At 72.4% G+C, this 21,967-nt stretch carries 16 protein-coding genes, 2 tRNA genes and 2 pseudogenes; 8 read left to right on the top strand and 12 right to left on the bottom strand.

Annotation, left to right across the window (positions count from 1 at the left end; all coding sequences use genetic code 11):
- Nucleotides 1-57: 57 nt before the first annotated feature.
- Complete coding sequence (locus EDD39_RS13615) at nt 58-1,617, bottom strand: APC family permease (protein WP_123555903.1); 1,560 nt, start codon at nt 1,615-1,617, stop codon at nt 58-60.
- 323 nt (nt 1,618-1,940) lie between these two features.
- On the opposite strand from EDD39_RS13615, the gene EDD39_RS13610 reads away from it, so the two are divergent.
- Complete coding sequence (locus EDD39_RS13610; protein ID WP_123555901.1) at nt 1,941-3,287, top strand: acyltransferase; 1,347 nt, start codon at nt 1,941-1,943, stop codon at nt 3,285-3,287.
- 187 nt (nt 3,288-3,474) lie between these two features.
- On the opposite strand, the gene EDD39_RS13605 is transcribed toward EDD39_RS13610, so the two are convergent.
- Nucleotides 3,475-4,050 carry a flavoprotein gene (locus EDD39_RS13605; RefSeq protein WP_123555899.1) on the bottom strand — a complete coding sequence of 192 codons (576 nt, stop codon included), beginning with the start codon at nt 4,048-4,050 and terminating at the stop codon, nt 3,475-3,477.
- A 128-nt stretch (nt 4,051-4,178) separates the two neighbouring features.
- Nucleotides 4,179-4,258, bottom strand: a tRNA-Cys gene (locus EDD39_RS39530).
- A gap of 842 nt (nt 4,259-5,100) precedes the next feature.
- On the opposite strand from EDD39_RS39530, the gene EDD39_RS13600 reads away from it, so the two are divergent.
- Complete coding sequence (locus EDD39_RS13600; protein WP_148089435.1) at nt 5,101-5,685, top strand: hypothetical protein; 585 nt, start codon at nt 5,101-5,103, stop codon at nt 5,683-5,685.
- A 160-nt stretch (nt 5,686-5,845) separates the two neighbouring features.
- On the opposite strand, the gene EDD39_RS13595 is transcribed toward EDD39_RS13600, so the two are convergent.
- Together EDD39_RS13595 and EDD39_RS13590 are read right to left on the bottom strand one after the other, a co-directional pair.
- Entirely contained in the window at nt 5,846-6,154 is a 309-nt protein-coding gene (locus tag EDD39_RS13595) for an immunity 53 family protein (protein WP_123555895.1), read from the bottom strand.
- A 49-nt stretch (nt 6,155-6,203) separates the two neighbouring features.
- A complete protein-coding gene (locus EDD39_RS13590; RefSeq protein WP_123555894.1) occupies nt 6,204-7,322 on the bottom strand; it encodes an IS630 family transposase in 1,119 nt (372 codons plus the stop codon).
- A gap of 169 nt (nt 7,323-7,491) precedes the next feature.
- On the opposite strand from EDD39_RS13590, the gene EDD39_RS42680 reads away from it, so the two are divergent.
- Together EDD39_RS42680 and EDD39_RS13575 are read left to right on the top strand one after the other, a co-directional pair.
- Nucleotides 7,492-8,639 (top strand): IS630 family transposase gene (locus tag EDD39_RS42680; protein WP_425269683.1). Its coding sequence is split into 2 segments (ribosomal slippage): nt 7,492-7,987 and nt 7,987-8,639, totalling 1,149 coding nucleotides; the frame shifts between segments, so codons are not numbered across the junction.
- Nucleotides 8,640-8,644: 5 nt separating this feature from the next.
- Entirely contained in the window at nt 8,645-9,052 is a 408-nt protein-coding gene (locus tag EDD39_RS13575) for a hypothetical protein (RefSeq protein ID WP_148089434.1), read from the top strand.
- Between the two features lie 583 nt (nt 9,053-9,635).
- Here EDD39_RS13575 and EDD39_RS13570 read toward each other — a convergent pair.
- Nucleotides 9,636-9,707: transfer RNA gene (locus tag EDD39_RS13570), tRNA-Val, on the bottom strand.
- 182 nt (nt 9,708-9,889) lie between these two features.
- Between EDD39_RS13570 and EDD39_RS13565 the strand changes: the two genes are divergently transcribed.
- On the top strand, nt 9,890-11,143 hold the full coding sequence (locus EDD39_RS13565; protein WP_123555888.1) for a hypothetical protein: 1,254 nt from the start codon (nt 9,890-9,892) through the stop codon (nt 11,141-11,143).
- Between the two features lie 37 nt (nt 11,144-11,180).
- Nucleotides 11,181-11,402, top strand: coding sequence for an FmdB family zinc ribbon protein (locus EDD39_RS13560; protein ID WP_123555886.1), 222 nt, complete (start codon nt 11,181-11,183; stop codon nt 11,400-11,402).
- A gap of 57 nt (nt 11,403-11,459) precedes the next feature.
- On the opposite strand, the gene EDD39_RS13555 is transcribed toward EDD39_RS13560, so the two are convergent.
- From EDD39_RS13555 to EDD39_RS13535, 3 genes and pseudogenes are all read right to left on the bottom strand, one after another.
- Nucleotides 11,460-12,278, bottom strand: a complete 819-nt coding sequence (locus EDD39_RS13555; protein WP_123555884.1) for an HAD family hydrolase — start codon at nt 12,276-12,278, stop codon at nt 11,460-11,462.
- Between the two features lie 30 nt (nt 12,279-12,308).
- Nucleotides 12,309-14,830 (bottom strand): annotated as a pseudogene (locus EDD39_RS40880) (phosphoribosyltransferase).
- A gap of 275 nt (nt 14,831-15,105) precedes the next feature.
- Nucleotides 15,106-16,278, bottom strand: coding sequence for an HpcH/HpaI aldolase/citrate lyase family protein (locus EDD39_RS13535; RefSeq protein ID WP_030458546.1), 1,173 nt, complete (start codon nt 16,276-16,278; stop codon nt 15,106-15,108).
- Nucleotides 16,279-16,602: 324 nt separating this feature from the next.
- On the opposite strand from EDD39_RS13535, the gene EDD39_RS13530 reads away from it, so the two are divergent.
- Complete coding sequence (locus EDD39_RS13530; protein ID WP_123555880.1) at nt 16,603-17,760, top strand: TerD family protein; 1,158 nt, start codon at nt 16,603-16,605, stop codon at nt 17,758-17,760.
- Between the two features lie 61 nt (nt 17,761-17,821).
- On the opposite strand, the gene EDD39_RS13525 is transcribed toward EDD39_RS13530, so the two are convergent.
- The gene (locus tag EDD39_RS13525; protein ID WP_030912753.1) at nt 17,822-18,565 is read right to left on the bottom strand and encodes a TerD family protein; all 744 of its coding nucleotides are present in this window, start codon (nt 18,563-18,565) and stop codon (nt 17,822-17,824) included.
- A gap of 216 nt (nt 18,566-18,781) precedes the next feature.
- Here EDD39_RS13525 and EDD39_RS13520 point away from each other — a divergent pair, with 216 nt between their 5' ends.
- Nucleotides 18,782-19,936, top strand: a complete 1,155-nt coding sequence (locus EDD39_RS13520; protein ID WP_123555878.1) for a DUF2637 domain-containing protein — start codon at nt 18,782-18,784, stop codon at nt 19,934-19,936.
- An 81-nt stretch (nt 19,937-20,017) separates the two neighbouring features.
- Here EDD39_RS13520 and EDD39_RS13515 read toward each other — a convergent pair.
- Together EDD39_RS13515 and EDD39_RS13510 are read right to left on the bottom strand one after the other, a co-directional pair.
- A pseudogene (locus tag EDD39_RS13515) lies at nt 20,018-21,123 on the bottom strand (DUF475 domain-containing protein).
- A gap of 60 nt (nt 21,124-21,183) precedes the next feature.
- On the bottom strand, nt 21,184-21,759 hold the full coding sequence (locus EDD39_RS13510; RefSeq protein ID WP_123555877.1) for a TerD family protein: 576 nt from the start codon (nt 21,757-21,759) through the stop codon (nt 21,184-21,186).
- Nucleotides 21,760-21,967: the final 208 nt, after the last annotated feature.

Raw genomic sequence — 21,967 nt, 5'->3', positions numbered from 1 at the left:
GGACACGTCGAAGGGCCCCGAACCGCGCGGTTCGGGGCCCTTCGCGCGCTCCCCGGCTCAGTCGGGGACGACCAGGGCGGGGGTGTCCCGGGTGAGCACCTCGCCGCGGAAGAACGCCGGGCTGCGGCGCATCATCACGGCCATCACCACCAGGCCCAGCGCCAGCAGCCCGGCCCCGACCACGAACACCGAGCCGACGCCGAACACCGAACTGCCGCTGCCGTAGGCGGGGTCGGCCATGTCGACCAGCGACTTGGCGAAGATCGCGGCCAGGGTGAGCCCGCCGATCAGCGGGAAGACGCACTTGAGCAGCGCGTCGCGGACGGAGTCGCGCAGGTCGCGGCGGAAGTACCAGGCGCAGGCGAACGCGGTCAGCGAGTAGTAGAAGCAGATCATCAGCGTCAGCGCGGCGATGGTGTCGGCCAGCACGTGCGAGCTGACCAGGGTCATCACAGTGTAGAACGCGCCGGTGCCGACGCCCGCGGTGACGATCGCCCGGCCGGGGGTCCGGTAGCGCTCGTTGACGGTGGTGAAGGAGGCGGGCAGCGCCTCGTACACGCTCATCGCCAGCACGGTGCGGCTGACCGGGATGAAGGTGGTCTGCAGGCTGGCGGAGGCGGAGGCCAGCACCGCGACGAACAGCAGCACGCCCAGGCCGGTGCCCATCACCGGGCCGGCCAGCACGGCCAGCACGTTGGAGGAGGTCTCCGGGTTGCCCAGGCCGGTGCCGGTGCTGCCGATGCCCGCGTACATCTGCACCGCGACGGCGGTGAACAGGTAGGAGCCGACCAGCACCGCCATCGCCAGCATCGCGGCCCGGCCGGGGGTCTTCTCGCTGCCGCCGGTCTCCTCGTTCGCGCTCAGGCAGGCGTCCCAGCCCCAGTACATGAACAGCGACAGCGACAGGCCCGTCACGAAGGAGCTGAAGGAGCTGGCCCGGAACGGGTCGAGCCAGCTCCAGGAGAAGTGCAGCGAACCGGCCGCGCCGTGGCCGGCGGCCTTGGCGACCGCCATCACGCCGAACAGGCCGAGGACCGCCAACTGCAGCCCGACCAGCGCGTACTGGACGCCCTTGGTGGCGGTCATGCCGCGGTAGCTGATCATGGTGGCGACGGCGATCAGCGCCAGGCAGGTGGCCACGTGGACCAGCCGGTTGCCGTTCAGCGCCGCGACCGATTCGCTGCGGGTGATCTCGCCGAGCAGCAGGTACAGGTACTCGGTGGCGACGCCCGCCAGGTTGGACAGCACGATGATGGTGGCGATCACCAGGCCCCAGCCGCACATCCAGCCGACCTTGGGGCCGAACGCCTTGACCGTCCAGGTGAACGAGGTGCCGCTGTCCGGGATCGCCTTGTTCAGCTCCCGGTAGGCGAAGGCCACCAGCATCATCGGCAGGAAGCCGGCCAGGAACAGGGCCGGCATCTGCAGGCCGACGGCGGCCACCGTGGTGCCCAGGGTGGTGGTCAGGCAGTACACCGGGGCGACGGTGGACACGCCGATCACCGCGTTGCCGAGCAGGCCCACCGAGTTGCTGTCGAGGCCCTTGGAGCGGACGCCGCCCGGGGCTTGGGCACCGGGGGCTTCGTCGACGCCCGGGCGGTTGTGGAGCTGAACCATGCCGGAACCGTAACCCCCACTGTTTCCGCAGCAGGCCGAGGCAGAAGCCGGTCGATCACCTTCGCTTCACCCGGATGGTAGGGTGAATTTCCATTGATTTCATGATCTTTTGGCGCTATCGGCCTTCGTTTCATCCTTCCGGACCGCCGCTCGGCCGGGGACGAAAACCGCAGCTCACCCCGTTTACGCCTTTTCGGGCATGAGTATGAGAAACACCACATACCGGTGCGGACCGGAACCGTTCGTTCGGACACCTCTGGTGTCCCCGCCCGCGGGCCCCTATCGTTCCCCCGTCATTTCAGGGATCAGGGGAGGGAACCGGGATGACCGGCACGCTGACGTCCGACACCGAGGTCCGCACCGTCCGGGCCGGCCGCCCCGGCCCCGGGCCCGTCCGGTGCTCCGTCGGCGACCTGCTGCTCGCCGACCTGCCGGTCTCGGTGGTGCTCTTCCACGACCGCCCGCTCGACCCCGACGTCCTCGCCGACGGCCTCGCCCGCGCCCTCGGCCACCTGCCCGAGTTCGCCGGCCGCCTGCGCACCGGCGCCGACGGCGGCCTCTGGATCGACACCGACGACTCCGGCGTCCCCTTCACCGTCGCCGACGCCCCCTACACCCTCACCGAGGCGCTCGACCGGATGGTGCTGCCCGCCGGCGGCCTGGTCGACCACGTCCGCGCCACCGAGGCCCGCCGGGAACCGCTGCCGCTGCTCACCGTCCGGCTCAACCGGCTCACCGACGGCACCTGCGCGCTCGGCGTCTCCTGGCACCACGCCGTCGGCGACATGCAGACCTTCGCCCTGCTGCTGCGCACCTGGTCCGCCTGCACCGAGGGCACCGCCCTCCCCGAGGCCCACCGCGCCCCCGACCGCGACCTCCAGCTCGACGCCCACCTGCCCGCCGAGGACTGCGGCACCCCCGGCCTGCGGCTGCCCGACGCCGCCGAGGCCGCCGAACTGCGCCGGGCCGTCGCCGGGGCCGCCCTCGCCAACCGCACCGTCCAGATCTGGTTCTCCCCCGCCGAGACCGAGCGGCTGCGCGCCGCCCACAGCGCCGAGGCCGGCCGCCGCCTGTCCGCGAACGACGCGCTCTGCGCCCACCTGCTGCACGTGCTGCGCGAGGTGGACGGCGCGGGCGACGAGGAGCAGACCCTCACCGTGCCGGTCAACCTCCGCCGCGTCCTCGGCCTGCCCGACGGCACCCTCGGCAACCTGCTCGGCGAGATCCGGCTGCCCTACCGCCCCGGCACCGCCCCCGCCCGGTACGCCGCCGAACTGCGCACCGCCGTCGAGGAGTTCACCGACAAGCACCTCGGCGTCCGGAGCAACCTGCGCTTCCTCGACGAGATCGGCCGCGACCGCGTCGCCGACTGCGTCCCGGCCGGGTTCGACCCCGCCCGCCGCACCCTCACCGTCTCCAGCTGGTGCCGCCTCGGCCTCCAGGACCTCCCGCTGGCCGGCCACCGCCCGGTCGCCTTCAGCCCCGCCGCCACCCTCCAACTCCCCTGGACCTCCTGGCTGGTGGAGGGCCCCCGCGGCGAGGGCCACCTCTACACCCTGGTCCTCCCCGCCCGCGCCGCCGCCAGGCTCCGCACCGCGGCCGCCCTGCTCCACCCCCACCGCCACCCCGGCGACCCCGCCCCGGCCGTCGCCCCGCGCAAGCTGCTCTGACCCGGCGTCACCCCGGCCCCGCCGACCGCCCCTCCGCCGACTGCCCCTCCGCCGACCGCGCGAAGCACACCGGGGCCTCCACCGGACCGGGCGTCGACAGCACGACCAGGTCCCCCGGCGGCGAGCCGACCCCACCCGTGGACCCGCCCCGGCCCCCGCTCCTCCGCCCCCGCCGGAACCCGCCCGCTCACGCCCCGTCCCCCACTCCTGCCGCCCCCAGCGCCCAGGCCACCGCGTCCAGGGCCGCGTCCCACGGGTACGGGGCGGCCGCACCGGGCTCGTCCGGGACGAAGCCGCCCTCCCCCAGCAGCACCCGCACGCCCGCCTCGCGCAGCGCCGCCACGCTGCGCGGGAACTGCGGGTGGGCGGCCAGCGCCGCGTTGACGCAGGGCATCAGCAGCACCGGGACGCCCTTGCCCGCCGCCTCCGCCGCGTAGCCGACCACCCAGGAGGAGGTCAGGCCCAGCGCCAGGCTGTTGACCGAGTGGAAGGTGGCCGGCGCGAACAGCACCGCGTCGGCGGGCGGCAGCACGTCCGGCTGCCCCGGCCGGCGGTACGCGGACTTCACCGGGTGCCCGGTCAGCCCCTCCAGCTCCGGCACCCGCCCCGCCAGCCACTCCCGCGCCGTCGGAGTCAACCCGAGCGCCACGTCCCACCCACGCTGCAGGCCCGCCCGCACCGCCCCCTCGATCCCGGTCACCACCCCCGCCGCCGACCCGAACAGGTACACCACCGGCCGCCCGGCCCCCGCGTCCTCCGCCATCCCGCCATGCAACCGGCCCGGCACCCGCCCCCGCAACGCCCCGGGCGACACCGCCCGGAAAAAGCGAACGGCCCGGGTCGGGTTCCTGCTCCGACCTGGGCCTTTGGCTGTCCTACTGCTGTGCGAGGTGGGCGCAGACGGTTTCGAACCGCCGACATCCGCCTTGTAGGTTCGGCCGGGCGCTCAGCCGACAGGGGCGGATGCGCACGTGGGGCAGACCTTCTATGCGTCCACAGACTCGGCTGGCTGCCGACGTCCGCTGCTGTTGATGTCAGCTTCTGATGTCAGCCGACCCGCCCCACGTGGCGGTGCAGCAACGAGCAGATTTACAGACCGCTTCACAAACATCGGACTCCATGCCGCTGACCTGCGATTAAGCATCCGCAGGACACTTCAGGACCGCCATTGGTCCGTCACTGGTCCGGATCATGGTCCGGGAACTGCTCGTGAGGCCTGTCTCCAAGCCTCATTCAGAGGGTGCGCAGGAGAGCCGAGACAGGCTGAACCACCACTGGACACTGTGATCGAAATAGCTACTTTGTGCAGTGCTGGTTCAGCCCAGACAGGTCACCCAGCTGAAGCCGTCACTGCACTGTCACTGACATTTTCCCAGCTCAACGCACTTGCAGTGACAGAGTGACAGCTGTGACACCTACCTGCACGGCACGTGTCACACCAGAGCGATGGATCAATCCAGTGCACTGGACCGTCGGCACACCGGGTCGCCCAGGCCGCCCTCGTCCAGATCAGCGAGCACGGCCGCATAACCGGCGAGACGGTGGCTGACGGGCTCCGCAGAAGGCCTGAGATCCAAGGTGCGCAGAGAAGGGCGGCGACTTCCACCTGTGGCTCAGCGCTGCACGCTCTGCTATTTGCTGGACCGCCGATGTGCGGTACGGCCATGATCGCCGCATGTCGATATGCCGAACACTGCGCTGGGGAGTTGCCCTGGCCCTGGCCACTGCGTTCGCGACCGGGTGCGGCCAACCCGATTCCTCGCGCCCGACTCCGACAGCCGCCGTTTCCTCCCCGGCCACCACGCCCGCGAAGATGAGTCCGTCGCCCCTGGCGTCCTCATCGACCCCCGCTGTTGCGGAAAGCCCGGTCGCGCCGGCGGACGCGGGAGAGAAGCTGCTGGCGATGGCCCTGCCGGTGCCGCCCGGGGCCACGGGGTGGAAGCAGCCCCCGGTACGCTTGACGACTCGCACCGGGGTGCTGAACCTCGACCAGTTCATCGCCGCGCTCTACACCTCCGAGTGGACGGAAACCGCCACCCGCCAGGCCAAGAATCGCGGGTTCGTGGTCGCCGCCTGCCACGGTTGGAAGAACCCGGACCGCAGCCAGGTCGAGGTGATGCTCGTCGAGTACGAGTCCGCGGAAGGGGCTCAGAGCATGTACCGGGGTCTTCGCAAGCTCTGGACTGAGGACACCTCCACGACCTTCTTCGACGACCCAGACGATCAGGCTGCCGGTCTTGTCCACGCCCAGCTCAACGAGGACGGCATGGCTTACGCCAGCCTGATCACCACCCGCCGCAACGTCGTCATCTACATCACCCGGTTCACCCCCGCCGTCCCCGACCAGGAGACTGCGCAAGAGCTCTTCCGCCAGCAGCTGCACGCCTTCGCCGACTGACCAGCGTGCCGCCCCTGGCACCCGCTGTCGCGCAGTGAGATCGGCGTCGGCAGCACCGGTCGCCAGCTCGATGAGGAGGTAGCGCGGCGCAAGGTGTCGTCGAGCTAGTGCTGTGACCGCATACGTTCACCGGGTTGGGGCTTGGGCTAAGCGCAAGTACTCAGGGAGTGTTCGCGGTCGCCCAGGAGCGGAACAGCGTGAGGGCCTCGGCGAGGTTGGCAGGGCCGCACCTGGCGTTAAAGATCTTGTCGGAGGTCCACGCCCACACCCAGTCGTGCGGGCTGCGGTTGATGTCGTGTCGGGGGTACTCGCAGTCCTCCAGGTCCGTCTCCTCCAAGTCGATCGAGACGGACCAACCGGGGTTGTCGAGCGTCTCGATCTTCACGCCCCACTCGTGTTCCCAGTCCTCGTTGCACTGATCGGCGTACCAGGCCTGCATCCAGTTGAGGACATGCTCCGAATCGCTCATGGCAGGAGATGCTAACGCCGTGAACACGTCGGCTCGCCTGGGTTCTCGATCAGGCGGCGAGGCCAGGTCTGCCGCCCCAGCGGAGCCCCTTCTCGCTGCGGATGCGTGCGCGTTCCATGCGCTGGGCCGCGAGAACATCGGGGTGGCGGGCGTTGGTGTTGCGCCAGCGGAGGTAGGCGTGCAGCGCGCGGGTCTGGACCGTGTGGTTCGGGTGGTTGGAGTTGGCGAGGGTGAACTGCCGCAAGGGTCCGAAGTGCGTCTCGATCGGGTTGGCCCAGGAGGCGTTGGTCGGCGTGAAGCAGAGGTGGACGTTGTTGTTCTTCGCCCAGCGGAGGATCTTCTTGCCGTTGTGGGCGGAAAGGTTGTCCAGGATCACGTAGACCGGGGCGCCGTCCGGGCGGGCGGCCCGGATCGACCTGAGCGCGGCCAGGGTGTTCGCGGTGCCCTTGCGGCGTCGGTTGATTCCCCAGAGTGTGTCGTCTCCGACCGAATAGCAGCTGTGGAAGTAGGTGACGCCGTGGGTGCGGTGGTAGGTCGCCGGCAGCCAGTCCGGTCGGCCCTGCTCGGCCCAGCACGCGCCCGCGGTGGGGCGGATGCCGAGTGGGCCGAACTCGTCGAACGCGAAGGTGCGGTCGGGGAAGTGGTCCAGGACGTGCTCGATCCGGTCGAGCTTGGCGTCGTAGTCGGGGTCGGTGGACTCCTTCCACGTCTTGGTGCGCTGGAAGGTGACGCCGCGTCGGGCGAGCAGGCAGCGCAGGGCCTCGCGCCCGATGCGGATCACCCGGCCGTGCACCTTGCGCAGGTAGGCGAGCAGTTTACGGATGGACCAGCGAGTGAAGGGCTGGCCGAGCTTGGCCGGGCGGGTGGTGGCCGTCTGGACGACGAAGTCCTCGTCGTCAGTGCTGAGCAGGCGGGGACGGCCTCCCGCCCACCGAGGGTCCAAGCAGGCCAGGCCGATCTCGTTGAACCGATGGATCACGTCCCGCACCGTGTCCTCGTCCGCCTGCACCAGCTGGGCGATCACCGGAACCCGGTTGCCGCCCGCCGAGGCCAGCAGCATCATCGCCCGCCGGTAGCGCACCGTGTTCGTGCTGCCCCGACGCACGATCCGCTGTAACTGCTGGCCCTCCTGATCGGTCAACCTCCGAACCCTGACCGGCTCCGCCACCCTGCCTCCCCACACCGATCGGTTGTCCGTCCGACATCCAACCGGCTCAGGTACTGCCACCACCAATCCGGCGAACGTTATCGGTCACAGCACTAGGTACTGAACTTGATTGAGTGATGTCGGTGCCGTTCGCCTGACAATGGAGGGCCAGCACCGGTAGCCCTGGGGTGTGAGGTACGCGCAGGGTGGCGGGCTGACCGACGCCGAGAGAGGCACGCGGGAGCGGTTACGGCTCCAGGCTGTGGAGCGTTTCGAGGCCGGGCAGAAGAACGCGGAGATAGCCGCTGGCCTGCGGATCAGTGTGCGGTCGGTGGAGCGGTGGCGACGTGCCTGGCGCGAGGGCGGCGAGGCGGGTGTCCGGTCGAAGGGGTCGCCGGGAAGGCCTCGGCTCAGTGAAGCCCAGATTGCCAGGTTAGAAAGGGAGTTGGAGCGTGGTCCGTTGGTCCACGGGTGGGCGGACCAGCGATGGACCCTGGCGCGGATCAAGACTCTGATCGGCTGGCTGTTCCATGTCTCGTACACGGTCGAGGGCACCTGGCGGCTGCTGAAGCGGCACGGCTGGTCCTGGCAGCAACCCGCCCGACGGGCGATCGAGCGAGACGACGATGCGGTCGAGGTCTGGAAGAAGGAGACCTGGCCACGGGTAAGAGCATCGCGGCGGAGCGCGGGGCCTGGCTGGTCTTCGAGGACGAAGCCGGACAGTCACTGACTCCGCCGCATGCCAGAACCTGGGGGCGCCGGGGCTGCACGCCGGTCGTGAGAGTTCGCGGTCGGGGCTCCGGTCGCGTGTCGATGGTCGGCATGACCTGCTACAAGCCCGGCCAGCGGTCCCGGCTGTTCTATGCGGTCCGGGAGTACCACGGGCGCAAGGACCAGCCGAAGGGCTTCGGCTGGCGCGACTTCCGGGACCTGATCGTCCGCGCCCGCATCCAACTCGGCGGACCGATCGTGTTGGTCTGGGACAACGTCCGCCTGCACCTGACAGCGGGAATGAGGGAGTTCATCGACGCGAACACCGAGTGGCTCACCGTGTTCCAGCTGCCCACCTACGCTCCGGACCTCAACCCGACCGAGGGGATCTGGTCGCTGGTCAAGCGCGACATCGGCAACCTCGCCGCAGCCGACCTCGGCCAGATCACCCAAGCCGTGAAGCGCCGGCTGAAGCAGATCCAGTACCGGCCGCGGGTGGTCGACGGCTGCCTTGCCGGCACGGGCCTGGCCCTCGGCATGGACGAACCGGAGGACCCCTACGAGCCGCCATCCAGCCCCCCCGACCATCGCGCCACTGGTAGTGATCAGGCTGCTGCGCTTGTATAGGCGCTGTGAGCCCAGAACCCACCTTCGAAGATGCAGCCAATCCGACGCCCGAGGAGATGACCGCCTGGGCCTACGCGCCTGGAGCGCAATCCCCCTTCTCCCAGGACTGGGACATCATCGCCACACGCCCAGCCTTCGGCTCGCTCTTCCTGACCCTCGCCGCGGACAGGAAGTGCCCCCACCGCCGCTTCTTCCTCGGCTGCCTCTACCTCTTGGCGGGCGACGCCGTGCGCACGCGCTTCCAGACCATGCCCGAAGCAAGCCTGAGCGGGCTGACCGACGAGGCGATGTCGACCGGAGAAGCCTGGGTCAGCACTTGGGCGGCACGCACCCGAGCCCTACTTCGTGCGCCCGAATCGTTCGACTACGAGGCCTGGTGCGACCCCCGCGGGCTGGCCAGCACGCCGACGTGATCAACTGCGCGCGACATCACCAGTTCAACCTCAGTAGTGGTCTGCTCGTCCGACCAGAGGTCCGGCAGGTCTCGTTGCAGCAGGTTGGCCAGGGCGTACTGGAAGCGTCGGTACGGCCGGCGCTGCTCCTTGGCCTCGCCCCACCGCTCGACCGTGCGTGCGCTGACTCCCAGCCGTTCTGCGATCTGCTCGGCCGCCAGACCGCTTGCCAGGATCGCTCCTCGATGCCGCTCCCCCGGAGCGCCCTCATGGCCCTGTGGCGGCACCGGCTCCGAGAGGCCGAGGCCCGCCAGGCGGGCGACGGCGGTTGGACGGAGACCAGGCGCATCTTCACCACCGGGACCGGTCGGACAGTGGAGCCTACGCACGTCTACTGGTCGTTCCACCGGATCGCGGCGGAGGCAAAGGTGCGGCCGTCCAGATGCACGCCGCACTCCACGACACGGACCCCTGCCGGTGGTCTGCGGATACTCGCCCCGTGTGGTGATGGAGATCCTCGGCCACAGCCAGGTGGATGTCGGTTTCTGATGTCAAAAGCCCCGGGCCGAGGTCGGTCCGGGGCTCTGCTCCAGCTCACACACTGTGGGCGCAGACGGTTTCGAACCGCCGACATCCGCCTTGTAAGGGCGGCGCTCTACCGCTGAGCTATGCGCCCTCGCCGAAGTGCACCGGCGCGGCCGGTCACACGACGAGTGGACAGACTACCTGGTCCCGGGGGTGGTTCGCCGCACCCCTTCGGAAGGGGGCGGGGACGGGGGGTGCCGGGCGGGGCGGGTGATCGGCAAGAATGGCGGGGAAGCGGCGGGACGGATACGGAGCAGGGAGCACGTGGTGAGGGTGGCCGGCGGCGGTGGCGGGGGTCGGGGCGGCTGGTGGGGCGGCGGCCGTCGGGACGGCGTGCGCGCGGACGCCAGGGCGGCCCGGGAGGCCGCCCAGGAGTCGTTCTACGAGCTGGACTCGGCCCAGCGGGACGCGCTGCTCGCGGTGGAGACCGTGAAGTCGGCGGGCGAGCCCGCCACCGCCCGCCGGGTGGAGCAGGAGTTCGCCGACCTGACCGCCCGGATCGACCAGGTCACCGTCGCCTACCTGGGCGCGCTGGACGCCGTCGACCTGGAGTCCGCGGAGGCGGACCCGGGCGCGGTCGCCCGGGCCAAGCAGCAGCTCGAGCAGGCCAAGCGCGAGCTGGACGCCAAGCGCACCGAGCTGGGCACCTTCCTCAGCCGCCTGCAGCCGATCGTCGACCACGCCGAGGCCCAGCTGATCCGGGTCACGCCCGCGGTCGAACGGGCCAAGCAGGCGCTGCTCGCCGCGACCACCGCCCTGGAGCAGGTCCGCGGCGCGGGCCTGCGCGCGGACGACCTGGCGGCCCGGCTGGCCGAGCTCGCGCCCGAGCTGACCAGGCTCAACCAGGGCGTCTCCCAGCACGGCGTCCCGGCGACCCTGCAGCGGGCCGAGGACGTCGCCCGGCGGGCCGAGGCCGTCCGCACCGAGGCGGCGCAACTCCCGGAGCGGGCCGCCGAGATCGACCGCCGGGTGGCCTCGCTGCGCACCCGCATCGACGCCCTGGAGAACCGGGCCCACACCGTCGACCCGGCGCTCAGCGAGCTGCGCCGCCGGTTCTCGACGGCTTGCTGGCAGGACCTCCAGCAGGTGCCCGCGCAGACCGCCGACGCCGTCCGCACCGCCCGCACCAGGCTGGCCGAGGCCGGCCGGGCCCGCGACGAGCAGCGCTGGGCGGAGGCGACGGCCGCGATCGGCACCGTGCGCGCGCTGCTCGACACCGCCGGGGGCTCGGTCGACGCGGTCAACGACCGGCTGCAGCAGCTGAACGAGGTCCAGCACGACCCGCAGCGCGAGATCGAGCGCACCCGGTTCGCCCTGCGCGACGCCCAGCGCCTCGCCATGGCCGGCCGGCAGGCTCCCGACCCGCGGCACGCCGGGCCGCTGGACGCCGCGGTGGGCCGCCTCGACCGGGCCGTCGCCGCCCTGGAGGAGGCCGGCCGGCACCCGGACTACTGGCGTTTCCTGACCGAGCTGGCCGCCGTCCGGGAGACCGCGGCCGAAGTGGTCTCGATGATCCGCGGCCACTGAACCGTTCCCGCGCCACCCCCTGGGTACCCTGCTCGGTATGCCTCGCTACGACTTCCGCTGCCGCTCCTGCGGCGCCACCTTCGAGCTCAACCGCCCGATGGCCCGGGCCAATGACCCGGCCACCTGCCCCGACGGCCACCCCGACACCGTCAAGCTGCTCTCCACCGTCGCCGTCACCGGCGCGGCCGCCTCGGCCCCGGCGCCCGGTGGCGGCGGTGGCGGTGGCGGCGGTTGCTGCGGTGGCGGCTGCTGCGGGTAGTCGCCGCCCCGGGAGCGGGGGCGGGCGGGAGCGGTCCGCTCCCGCCCTCCTTCTCCCTCAGCGGAGGTGCTTGAGCATCTGGCGGAGGATCTCCTCCCCCGCTCCCACCCCGGTCTCGGTGAGGGCGGTGACGTCCGGCGCCGTCCAGCCGGTCTCGGCGAGTTCGCCGTGCCCGGGCCGCCAGGCCAGGTCCGCGGCGAGGAGGAGTTCGGCGTCCAGCAGCGAGTCGCCGGCGGCCAGGACGGTCCGGGCGCCGGCGCGCCGCCGCACCTCCTCCAGGGCGGCGCTCTTGGAGAGCGGGGCGGGGACGGCGTAGACCTTGCGGCCCTGGAGGGAGACCGTCCAGCCGCGTTCGGCGCACCAGGCGGTGAGGTTCTCGACCCAGCCGGGCGGGAGTTCGGCCCGCTCGACGACCAGGTAGGCGAACAGCTCGTCGGCGACCCGCCGCTTGTGGGTCCACTCCGGGTCGGCGGCCAGGGCGAGGTGTTCGACGACCTCGGGCAGCGGGGCGCTGCGCTCGTCGAGGCGGGTGCGGATCTCGCGCTGCCAGTCCTGGTCGGGGACGCCGTCGACCAGCAGGTGGCCGCCGTTGGCGCAGACCGCGTACGGGGGGATCCAGTCGGCGGTGGGGCCGGGGAGGTGGATCCGCTCGTACTGGGCCCGGGTGCGGGTGGTGATGGGGACGACCGGGGCGAGGGCCGCGATCTCGGCGAGCAGGGCGGCGGCCTGTTCGGTCATGAAGGAGAGCGCCTTGCCGTCGTGCACCTCCACCGCGAGCAGCCGTGGGGCGAGCCGGTCGGGCACGTCCAGGGCGAGGGCGCGGTTGGAGTAGACGAGGGTGCGGTCGAGGTCGCTGGCGACCAGGAACTGCGGCACGGGCGGGGTCTCCTTCGTTCGGGGGCAGGGTCAGGTGTGGACGGCGGTGCCGTCCGCGCCGGTGGCGCCGCGGGTGTAGCGCGGGTGGATCAGGCCGACGCAGGTGTAGGGCAGGTCGTCGGTCTCCTCGACCGGGACGCCGCGCTGCTCGGCGAGCAGCCGGACGTGGTCGAGGTCGGCGCCGGCGCCGCGGCGGGCCAGGATCCGCCAGGGGACGCGGCGCAGCAGGACCCGGGTGGTCTCGCCGACGCCGGGCTTGACCAGGTTGACGCTGTCGATGCCGTACTCGGCGCTGATCCGCTCGACGGCGGCCCAGCCCTCCCAGGTGGGGGTGCGGTCGGTGGTGGCGAGCCGGGCGGTCTCGGCGGCGACGGCGTCGGCGACGGCCGGGAAGGCGGCGGCGACGGTGTCGACGAACTGGCGGGAGACGTCGGCCCCGGCCAGCTCGCGGTAGAACTTGGCGCCGTGGAACTCGTCCGGGCCGGTCAGGTCGGCGCGCAGCACGGTGCGGGAGACCAGGCCGGAGACGGTGGAGTTGAGGCAGGCGGAGGGGATCAGGAAGTCGTCGCGGGTGCCGTAGGTGCGCACGCAGCCGCCGGGGTCGGCGAGGACGGCGAGCTCGGGGTCGAAGCCGGTGCCGGCCAGTGCCTGTTCGAGCTCGCGGGTGATGGCGCCCTTGCCCGTCCAGCCGTCGACGAAGACCACGTCGGCGGGGCGGTGGTGGGCGGCGAGGTGGCGCAGGGCGACCCGGTCGATGCCGCGGCCGCGGACGATGGAGACGGTGTAGTGCGGCACGTCGAGGCCGTGGGCGTGGGCGAGCCAGCGGCGGATCAGGACGCCGACGGGGGTGCCGGCCCGGGCCAGCGAGGCGAGCACCAGGTGCGGGCCGCGTTCGCGCAGCAGCGTCTCGGCGACGGTGCCGACGGCGGTGGCCAGCCGGGTCGCGGAGGCGTCCAGCGCGGTGTGGAAGAGCTGCTGGTAGGCGGCGCTGGGCTGGTACTCGACGGGCAGTGACTCGGCGTAGTGGGCGCCGCCGGACTGGACGGCCTCCTCGCGCTCCTCGGTGGGCGCTTCGAGGTGGACGTCGGAGAGGTCCTTGAGCAGCCAGGTGACGTCGGCGGCCGGGTAGCTGGAGAAGGCCGGCCCGTGCAGCGGGCGGGTGGTGGGCGGGGCGGTGTGTGCGGTCATGCGGGGTGCCTTCGACGGGTACGGGGTCATGCTCGGGCAGCGGGGCGTCGGGCGGGTGGCGCGGGGCGGTACGACGGGAGAACGGCGAGCAGCACCCGGTCGGTGGCGGTGCGCAGGGCGGGCAGCAGGGCGGCGGGGCCGTGGTGCAGGGCGGGGGTGTCGGCGGGGTCGTCGACGACCAGGACGACGGTGTCGAAGCGGCGGGCGGGGTCGGTGCCGGGGGCGACGTTGTAGGCGTAGCGCTCGGTGGTGCGGTCGGCGGGGTCGTCGTGGGCGGCGAAGGCGAGGCGGGTGCGGATGGCGTAGCCGGGGTCGTCGAGGGCGAAGACCGGGGAGCGGGTGGTGGTGGAGAAGCGCACCTCGGCGTCGGGGAGGGCGTGCTGGAGGGCTTCGGCGAGCCGGAGCGGGGCGTACATCAGCTCTTCGCAGCCGAGCACCAGCACCCGGCCGGGGCGGGGGCCGACGGCGGTGGCGAGGGCGGTGCCGAGGTCGGGCAGGGCGGCGTCGAGGCGGCGGCGGTGGGCGGGGGTGAAGCCGTGCCGGCCGCCGTCGGGCAGGTCGGCGGGCCAGGGCAGGTCGAGCCGGGCGAGGGTGCCGGGCGGGCCGGCGGGGGGCTGCGGGGCGGGGGCGGCCGCGATCAGTTCGCGGGCCCGGTCCAGCACGCCGTCGGGCAGGTCGACGCCGCCGGCGGCGGTGGCGACCAGGTCGAGGCGGGCGCCGAGTTCGGCGGCGGCGGCGCGCAGCCGTTCGCGGTCGGCGGGGGTGCGCAGGTCGACCAGGGCGACGGCGACGTAGTGCGCGCGCGGGTGGGCCGCGTGCAGGGCGCGGATGGTGTTGAGGACGGTGGTGCCGGTGGAGAACTCGTCGTCGACCAGCACCAGCGGGCCGTCCCCGGCCAGCAGCAGCGGGTCCTCGGGGAGCAGCAGGTGGCTGGTGGCGTGCGAGTGCTCCTCCTCGAAGCCGCCGAGCGGGGCGACGCCGGGGACGGGGCGGCGGGTGGAGTGCAGGTAGGGGGCGTCGAGGCCGTCGGCGACGCTGTGGCCCAGGGCGGTGGCGGTCTCGGCGTAGCCGAGCACGACGGCGCGCGCGGCGTCGTCGGGGCCGAGCAGTTCGGCGACCCGGCGGCCGAGCGCGAGCCCGGCGCCGTGCACCTCCGCGGGCCGCTGCGGGACGTGCTTGCCCAGCACCCGGGAGACCAGCAGGTGGGCGCGCTTGGGGTTGACCCGCAGGGCGAGGCCGATCAGGTCGGTCAGCTCGGGCCCGCCGGTGAGGCGCAGGCCGAGCCGGTCGGTGACCCACTGGCCGGTCCAGGGTTCGGCCCCGACGGGCCCGGGGGCGGCGGTGCCGGCGGTGTCGGCGGTCATCGGGGGCTCCTCTCGACGAGCAAGGCGGTGCTGGCAGTGCTGAATGGCGCTGGCGCGGATGGTGCGGATAGTGCTGGTGGTGCTGGTGGTGCTGGTGGTGCTGGTGGGACGGACGCGGGCACGCGCCCGCTCGGTTCGCTGTTCGTCATCGAGCGTACGGGGCCCGCCGGGACCCGTGGATCGGCCGACCGGCCAGGGTGGCGGCGCCGTCCGGCCGATACTCCCGTCAGCCGATCGGTTGACCCGGCGTCAGGAACCGTCCGCGCAGCGGCCGTTCAGCCGATGCAGGCCGACAGCAGCTCGGCGAAGGTGACCTCGGCCCGGGCCACGCCGAACACCTCGGCCCGCAGCAGCACCCGCTCCGCCCAGGCCCGGTGCGGCTTGGCCTCGTTCATCTTGTTGGTGTACGCGGAGCGGCTGACCCCGCCGCCGCCGCGGTGCTGCTGCAGGATGTCCCGGGCGTCGCACAGCTCCTCGTGGGTGACCACGGACAGCGCGTGCACGGCGGCGACGTGGCTGGGGTGGATGCAGGTCTTGCCGAGCAGGCCGTTGGCCCGGTCGAGTTCGATCTCCCGGATCAGCCCGTCCAGGTCGTGCTCGATCAGCCGCTGCCGGACCCCGTCGGCGGGCGGGGTGACCTCGGCGAACGGGGTGCGGCGCAGTTGCGGCTTGAACATCCGCTCGTGCAGCGGGAAGTACTCCCAGACCGGCCCGGTGACGGTGTGCCCGGTGCCGTCGGCCCGGCCCAGCACGTTGACCACGTCGCCGATCACGCCCGCCACCAGGGCCACGTCGTAGGCGGTCAGGTCGGGCGAGCGGCGCAGCCCGTACGCGGAGCACAGGTCGGTGACGCCGAGCCGGACGGCGAGGACCCGGTCGCGGTGCTTGTCGAGCAGCCGGGCGATGCCGTGCAGCTGTTCGCGGCGGCTCTCCAGGTGGGCGAGTTCGGGCGATTCGAGCACCGGCATGACGAACAGCCGCTGCCCGGTGCGCTCCTCGGCGGCGGTGAGCGCCTCCAGGAAGGGCAGGCCGCTGTCCTCGGTGAACTTGGGCACCACGAAGCCGCTGAGCAGGCGCAGCGCGGGGCCGAGGCGCTCGGTCAGGTCGGTGATCTGCTCGGCGGCCCGGACCCGGACGAACAGCAGCGGCAGTTCGGCGTCGGCGTCCTGCGCGGCGAGTTCGGTGAGCTGGGCGACCAGGTTCTGCTCGGCGCCGTCGACCTCGTGGTCGGCGATCGCGTCCTCCAGGCAGAGCACCATCGAGACCACGCCGCGGGCGGCCTGCTTGCGGACGTCGCGGGCCAGGGTGGGCCGGGTGGCGGGGCTGTAGAGCGTGGCGCCGAGCGCGGTGGCGAGGACGGACGCCCCGCTGTCGCGGTCGAAGGCGGCGGGCTGCTCGTGAAAGAGCCGGGTGCGGACGTCGTCCGCGAGATGCCCGAAGTGGCGCAAGGTGCTCTCCCGCTGTGGTCTGGTGGGCCCCGCCGGCGGCGGGAACGGCTGACGCCCCTCCCTCCTTGGGACGGTCGGCGCGGCCGGAAAGTTCGCCGGAGCGCCGGTGCCGTCGCTGGGGTGCGGAGCGGTCCGGGCCGTTGGCCGTTCATCGTACGGCCGGACGACCTCGGCGAAAGAGTTCGAAACATCGAATTCTCGCAAGATTGTCGGGCCCGTCATCGACCTCGCGACCGGCCCCGCCGGGGGTTCCCGCCGGCGGGGCGCGCCGATGCCGCGCCCCGCGTTGTCCCGGGCCCCCGGCAGGCGGCAGGATGGTGCGCTATGACGCACGTGATGGCGAAGGGCGCCAACATCCCTCTGACGGCCGGCGCCGTCCGTGCCGTCCTGCGGTGGACGGACACCCCGGGCATTCCGGACGTGGACGCCTCGGCGCTGCTGCTGACCGGCCACGGCAAGGTCCGCGACGACGCCGACTTCGTGTTCTACAACCAGCCGCGGCACCCCTCGGGCCTGGTCCGGCACCTGCCGAAGCAGGCCGCGGGCGGGACGGTGCGGGACGCGCTGGAGATCGACCTGGCGCAACTGCCGCCCGAGGTCGACCGGGTGGTGCTGGCCGGCTCGGCGGAGGGCGGCGCCTTCCCCGCGGTGCCCGACCTGCGGGTGCTGCTGTTCGACGCGGCCGCGCCCGAAGCCGCGCCCGCGCTGGCCGAGTTCGCCATCGACGAGGACGAGCAGGTCACCGCGCTGGTCGCCGCCGAGCTGTACCGCCGCGACGGCGGCTGGAAGTTCCGCGCGGTCGGCCAGGGCTACGTGGACGGACTGCTCGCGCTGGCCACCGACTTCGGCATCGCCGTCGAGGACGGGAGCAGCGGCCCGAACGACTCCGCGGTCGACCTGACCGACCGCAGCGGGGACGTCCGCCTCCCCGGCCCGGCCGCCGAGCCGTCGCCCGCCGGACCGCCGGCCGCGCCGCTGCCGGTCGACGAGGACGACTGGACGATCGCCCCGGCCACCCCGCCGCCGGCGCCCGCCGCCGAGCAGCCCGCCGCCGACCCCCGGCCGGTCCGGGCCCCGGCCGCGCCGGTCGCCCCGCCGCCCCCGCCCGCGCTGCCGCCGACCGTCCACCACGCCCAGCAGCCCGCCGGTTACGGCTACCCGCCGCAACAGCCCCAGCAGCCGCCGCAGCCCGCCCCGTCCGCGCCGCAGCCCGGCGGTTACGGCTACCCCCAGCAGCAGCCGGGCTACGGCTACCCGCCGCCCCCGCAGCAGCCCCGGCCCGCGCCGCAGCCCGGTGGCTACGGCTACCCCCAGCCGGCCGCCGCCCAGGGGTACGGCTACCCGCCGCAACAGCCCCAGCCCTACGGCTACCCCCCGCAGCAGCAGCCCCAGCCGCAGCAGCCGCAACCCCCGCAGCAGCACCAGCAGTCGGGCGCCCCGTTCGCCCTGCCGCCGCAGGGCCCGCAGTTCCAGCCCCGCTGACCGCGCGCGCCGCGGCCGCACCACCCCGCGGCCGCGGCCCCGGCCGAGATCCGACAGGACGTCAGTTCCCTGACCCCGACGGGGTCTTGTACCCGCGCTCCCACTGCATGCCGAACCCGTACAGCCGGTCCAGGTCGGACTGGAACCCGTGCACGTACCGCACCTCGCGGCGGATCGTCAGCTTGCCCTCGCCGTCGTTCTCGATCAGCACCACCGCGCACGAACGGGCGGCCGGGGCGCGCTCGTCGAGCTTGATCTCGATCCGCGGGCCGCTCTGCGGGACGATGGTGAGCACCGCGTGGGTGCGGTCGAAGGCCGGGGTGTCGTCGTAGATGTAGACGAAGATCAGCAGCCGCTTGAACTGGTCCTTCTTCTCCAGGTTGATGTGCATGGTCTCGCCGGAGGGCGCGCCCGACACGTCGTCGCCGGAGAGCTTGATGTAGGGCGGCTTGTTGAGGTCGCCGAACAGCCGGCCGAGCGGCTGCACCACGCCCCGGGTGCCGTCGGCGAGTTCGTACATGCAGGCCAGGTCGAGGTCGACGCCGACCGGTGCGGACCCGGTGTCGGCCGTCGCCAGCGGGCGCAGGATCCGCGGGTCGAAGAAGCGGCGCAGCGCGCCGCCGACGGTGGGGCGGTCGGCGGTGAGGGTCGACCAGTGCAGGTTGATGTACAGGTAGCCGGTGGTGGCCGCGGAGCCGGTGATGGCGTGCTGCGGCTGGGACTTGGTGAGTGTGACCTTGAACTGCCCTCCGGTGTCGAAGCTGTCGCTGCGGTCCCCCTTCAGGAACTCCCACACCGAAACCATCGTGTCCTCCCCCAGCACCGATACCGTCCTCGCCCTCTCCATACCCACCCGGAGGGCCCTGAGTCAACGTCAACCCCCCGGCGCGCCCCGCTGGCAGAGGGTTCGTCACTCCCGTACGATGCCCGCCCCTCGGACGCGATATCGTCTCTCCGCACAGGTGTACCGTGCGTCACCTCTCTTCCCCCTGCCCTGCGGAAAGCCGAGGCCCTCCCCGCGATGAACCTCTCCTCCATACAGCTGGTCTGGGCCGTGGTAGGCGGTGCAGCCCTGCTGTTCACCGCCATCCTGGTGGCCTTCCTGCGCTTCAAGAACAACAAGCCCGCCGAGTCGGCGTCCGGCGACTCCTGGGAGCGCAGCGAGGAGCGCAGGCGCCGCAAGGAGGCCGTCTACGGCGGCGCCTCGTACGTGCTGCTGTTCTGCTGTGCCGGTGTGGCCGCGGCGCTGTCGTTCCACGGCCTGGTCGGTTTCGGCCAGCAGAACCTGAACCTGTCCGGCGGCTGGGAGTACCTCGTCCCGTTCGGCCTGGACGGCGCGGCGATGTTCTGCTCGGTGCTCGCCGTCCGCGAGGCCAGCCACGGTGACGCGGCGCTCGGTTCCCGGATGCTGGTGTGGCTGTTCGCCGTCGCCTCGGCCTGGTTCAACTGGGTGCACGCCCCGCGCGGCGGTGCCCACGACGGTGCCCCGCAGTTCTTCGCCGGCATGTCGATCTCGGCGGCCGTGCTGTTCGACCGCGCGCTGAAGCAGACCCGCCGGGCCGCGCTGCGCGAGCAGGGCCTGGTGCCCCGCCCGCTGCCGCAGATCCGGGTGGTGCGCTGGCTGCGCGCCCCGCGCGAGACGTACGCGGCCTGGTCGCTGATGCTGCTGGAGAACGTCCGCAGCCTGGACGAGGCGGTCGAGGAGGTCCGCGAGGAGCGGCAGGCCAAGATGGACGCCAAGCTGCGCGCCCGCAGCGCCGACCGCCGCGAGCGGGCCGAGCTGAAGGCGATCGCCCGCCAGGGCGGCGTGCTGGGCCGGGCCCGGCACGCCCGCGAGGTGCCCGCGCTGGCCGCGGCCGGCAGCGACGGCCCGTCCGCAGCGGAGCCTGCCCTAGCCCCCGAGGAGACCACTCTCGACCGGGTGAGCGCCTCCGCCCTGGAGCCCGCCGCCCTGAACGCCGGCCGCCGCCCCCGCGCCGCCGTCGAGTCGACCGGCAGCAGCACGTCGGGCAGCTCGTCCTCGTCGTCCTACGCGTCGGGCAGCTCCTCCTCTTCCTCGTACGGCTCCTCGTACTCCTCCTCCATCGACCTGACGATGGACGAGGACACCCTGTCGATGCCGAAGCTGGACTCGCTGGAGCGCAAGCTCCGGGCGATCGAGCAGCAGCTCGGCTGAGCCGCGCCGCAGCACCGAAAAGCCGCGCCCACCGGGGGAGTTCCCGGTGGGCGCGGCTTTTCGGTGCGCGGCGGGCGGGCGCTAGCCCTCCGCCCCGACTTCTTCGGGTTCCGCTCCGCTGCCCTCCAGCCCCTGCTGGCGCTTGTTGCGGATCATCGAGGAGGCCAGCGCCGCGCCGATGAAGGCGACGCCGATCAGGCCGGTGACGATCTCCGGGACGTGGTACTTGATCGAGGCGAGCAGGATCAGCGCCAGCGCGCCGATCGCGTAGTGCGCGCCGTGCTCCAGGTACACGTAGTCGTCCAGGGTGCCCTTGCGGACCAGGAAGACGGTCAGCGACCGGATGTACATGGCGCCGATGCCCAGGCCCAGGGTGATCTGGAAGATGTCCTGGGAGATGGCGAACGCGCCGACCACGCCGTCGAAGGAGAACGACGCGTCGAGGACCTCGAGGTAGATGAAGAGGAAGAACGCGGCCTTGCCGCCGACCTGGACGATCGACTTGCCGGTCCGCTCGGCCTCCTCCTCGGCCTCCTCCTGGGCCTCGAGCCCGGACTCGAACACCCCGGACAGGCCGTTGACGGCCAGGTAGGTGGCGAGGCCGCAGACGCCGGCCAGCAGCACCGTCTCGGCGCGGTCACCGGCGAAGAGCCGGGAGGACACCGCGAGCACGACCAGCGCGACGACCGAGGAGAGCGCGTCCAGCTTGCCGATCTTCTCCAGCGGCTTCTCCAGCCAGCGCAGCCAGTTGAAGTCCTTCTCCTCGAAGACGAAGTCGAGGAAGATCATCAGCAGGAAGATGCCGCCGAAGGCCGCGATGGCCGGGTTGGCCATGTCCAGGTACTCGGCGTAGGTGTGGCCGTCGTGGGTCTTGGACGAGTCGAGCGCCAGCTCGATGACGGTGCCCGGGCTGAGCTGCGCGGTGAGGCCGACGACCAGCAGCGGGAAGACCAGCCGCATGCCGAAGACCGCGATCAGCACGCCGACCGTCAGAAAGATCTTCTGCCAGAAGGCGTTCATCCGCTTGAGGACGGTGGCGTTGACGACGGCGTTGTCGAAGGACAGGGAGATCTCGAGGATCGAGAGGATCAGGACGACGCCGAATCCTTCGGCCCCCAGATCAGGCCGGCGGCGATCAGGCCGGCGATCGTGATGGCGAAGGACCATCCGAACGTACGGAGGAACACGGGGTCAGTTACCTTTCTGGCTGCCGGAATCGACCCATTCCGGACGTGACTGCTGCTCTGTTACTGGACGTTGACGCCGAAGTCGAGCGCGATGCCGCGCAGGCCGGAGGCGTAGCCCTGGCCGACGGCCCGGAACTTCCACTCGCCCTGGTAGCGGTACAGCTCGCCGAAGATCATCGCGGTCTCGTTGGACGCGTCCTCGGAGAGGTCGTAGCGGGCGATCTCGGCGCCGTCCGTCAGGTTGACCACCCGGATGTAGGCGTTGGAGACCTGGCCGAAGCTCTGCAGCCGGGCGTCGGCGTCGTAGATGGAGACGGCGAAGACGACCTTGTCGATCTGGGTGGGCACCAGGTCGAGGTGCACCTGCACCACCTCGTCGTCCCCGTCGCCGTCGCCGGTGAGGTTGTCGCCCTGGTGCTCGACCGAGCCCTCGGGGCTGCGCAGGTTGTTGTAGAACACGAAGTACTCGTCGCCGAGGACCCGGCCGCTGGAGCACAGCAGCGCGCTGGCGTCCAGGTCGAAGGGCGCGCCGGTGGTGGACCGGGCGTCCCAGCCCAGGCCGATCTGGACCTGCGTCAGGTTCGGCGCGGCCTTGGTCAGCGAGACGTTCCCGCCCTTGGCGAGGGTGACGGTCATCGGACTTCCTCCCAGCTCCCCGTCTCCGGGGCTCCCGGGGTGTGCATCGTTGCACTGCCGCCGACCCGCCCGGGAGGGCCGGATCCGGCGGGCGCGCCCGGCGGACGCACCCCAAGAGATCTACGCCCCCCGGCGGCCGCGCAGTGCTGCACACCCGACTGAACTTGCTGAACTCCGCCGCGCGACCGGCCCGGCCGCCCCGCCGGGC

The sequence above is a fragment of the Kitasatospora cineracea genome, from assembly GCF_003751605.1.
GTDB classification, from domain to species: domain Bacteria; phylum Actinomycetota; class Actinomycetes; order Streptomycetales; family Streptomycetaceae; genus Kitasatospora; species Kitasatospora cineracea.
This window is presented reverse-complemented; position numbering and strand designations above follow the sequence as displayed.

What these genes read in the sequence shown, in the direction of transcription:
- EDD39_RS13615 (WP_123555903.1), bottom strand. Translation starts at nt 1,617, where the DNA reads ATGGTTCAGCTCCACAACCGCCCGGGCGTCGACGAAGCCCCCGGTGCC.
- EDD39_RS13595 (WP_123555895.1), bottom strand. Translation starts at nt 6,154, where the DNA reads ATGAGCGATTCGGAGCATGTCCTCAACTGGATGCAGGCCTGGTACGCC.
- EDD39_RS13610 (WP_123555901.1), top strand. Translation starts at nt 1,941, where the DNA reads ATGACCGGCACGCTGACGTCCGACACCGAGGTCCGCACCGTCCGGGCC.
- EDD39_RS13510 (WP_123555877.1), bottom strand. Translation starts at nt 21,759, where the DNA reads ATGACCGTCACCCTCGCCAAGGGCGGGAACGTCTCGCTGACCAAGGCC.
- EDD39_RS13525 (WP_030912753.1), bottom strand. Translation starts at nt 18,565, where the DNA reads ATGGTTTCGGTGTGGGAGTTCCTGAAGGGGGACCGCAGCGACAGCTTC.
- EDD39_RS13600 (WP_148089435.1), top strand. Translation starts at nt 5,101, where the DNA reads ATGAGTCCGTCGCCCCTGGCGTCCTCATCGACCCCCGCTGTTGCGGAA.
- EDD39_RS13520 (WP_123555878.1), top strand. Translation starts at nt 18,782, where the DNA reads ATGAACCTCTCCTCCATACAGCTGGTCTGGGCCGTGGTAGGCGGTGCA.
- EDD39_RS13560 (WP_123555886.1), top strand. Translation starts at nt 11,181, where the DNA reads ATGCCTCGCTACGACTTCCGCTGCCGCTCCTGCGGCGCCACCTTCGAG.
- EDD39_RS13605 (WP_123555899.1), bottom strand. Translation starts at nt 4,050, where the DNA reads ATGGCGGAGGACGCGGGGGCCGGGCGGCCGGTGGTGTACCTGTTCGGG.
- EDD39_RS13530 (WP_123555880.1), top strand. Translation starts at nt 16,603, where the DNA reads ATGACGCACGTGATGGCGAAGGGCGCCAACATCCCTCTGACGGCCGGC.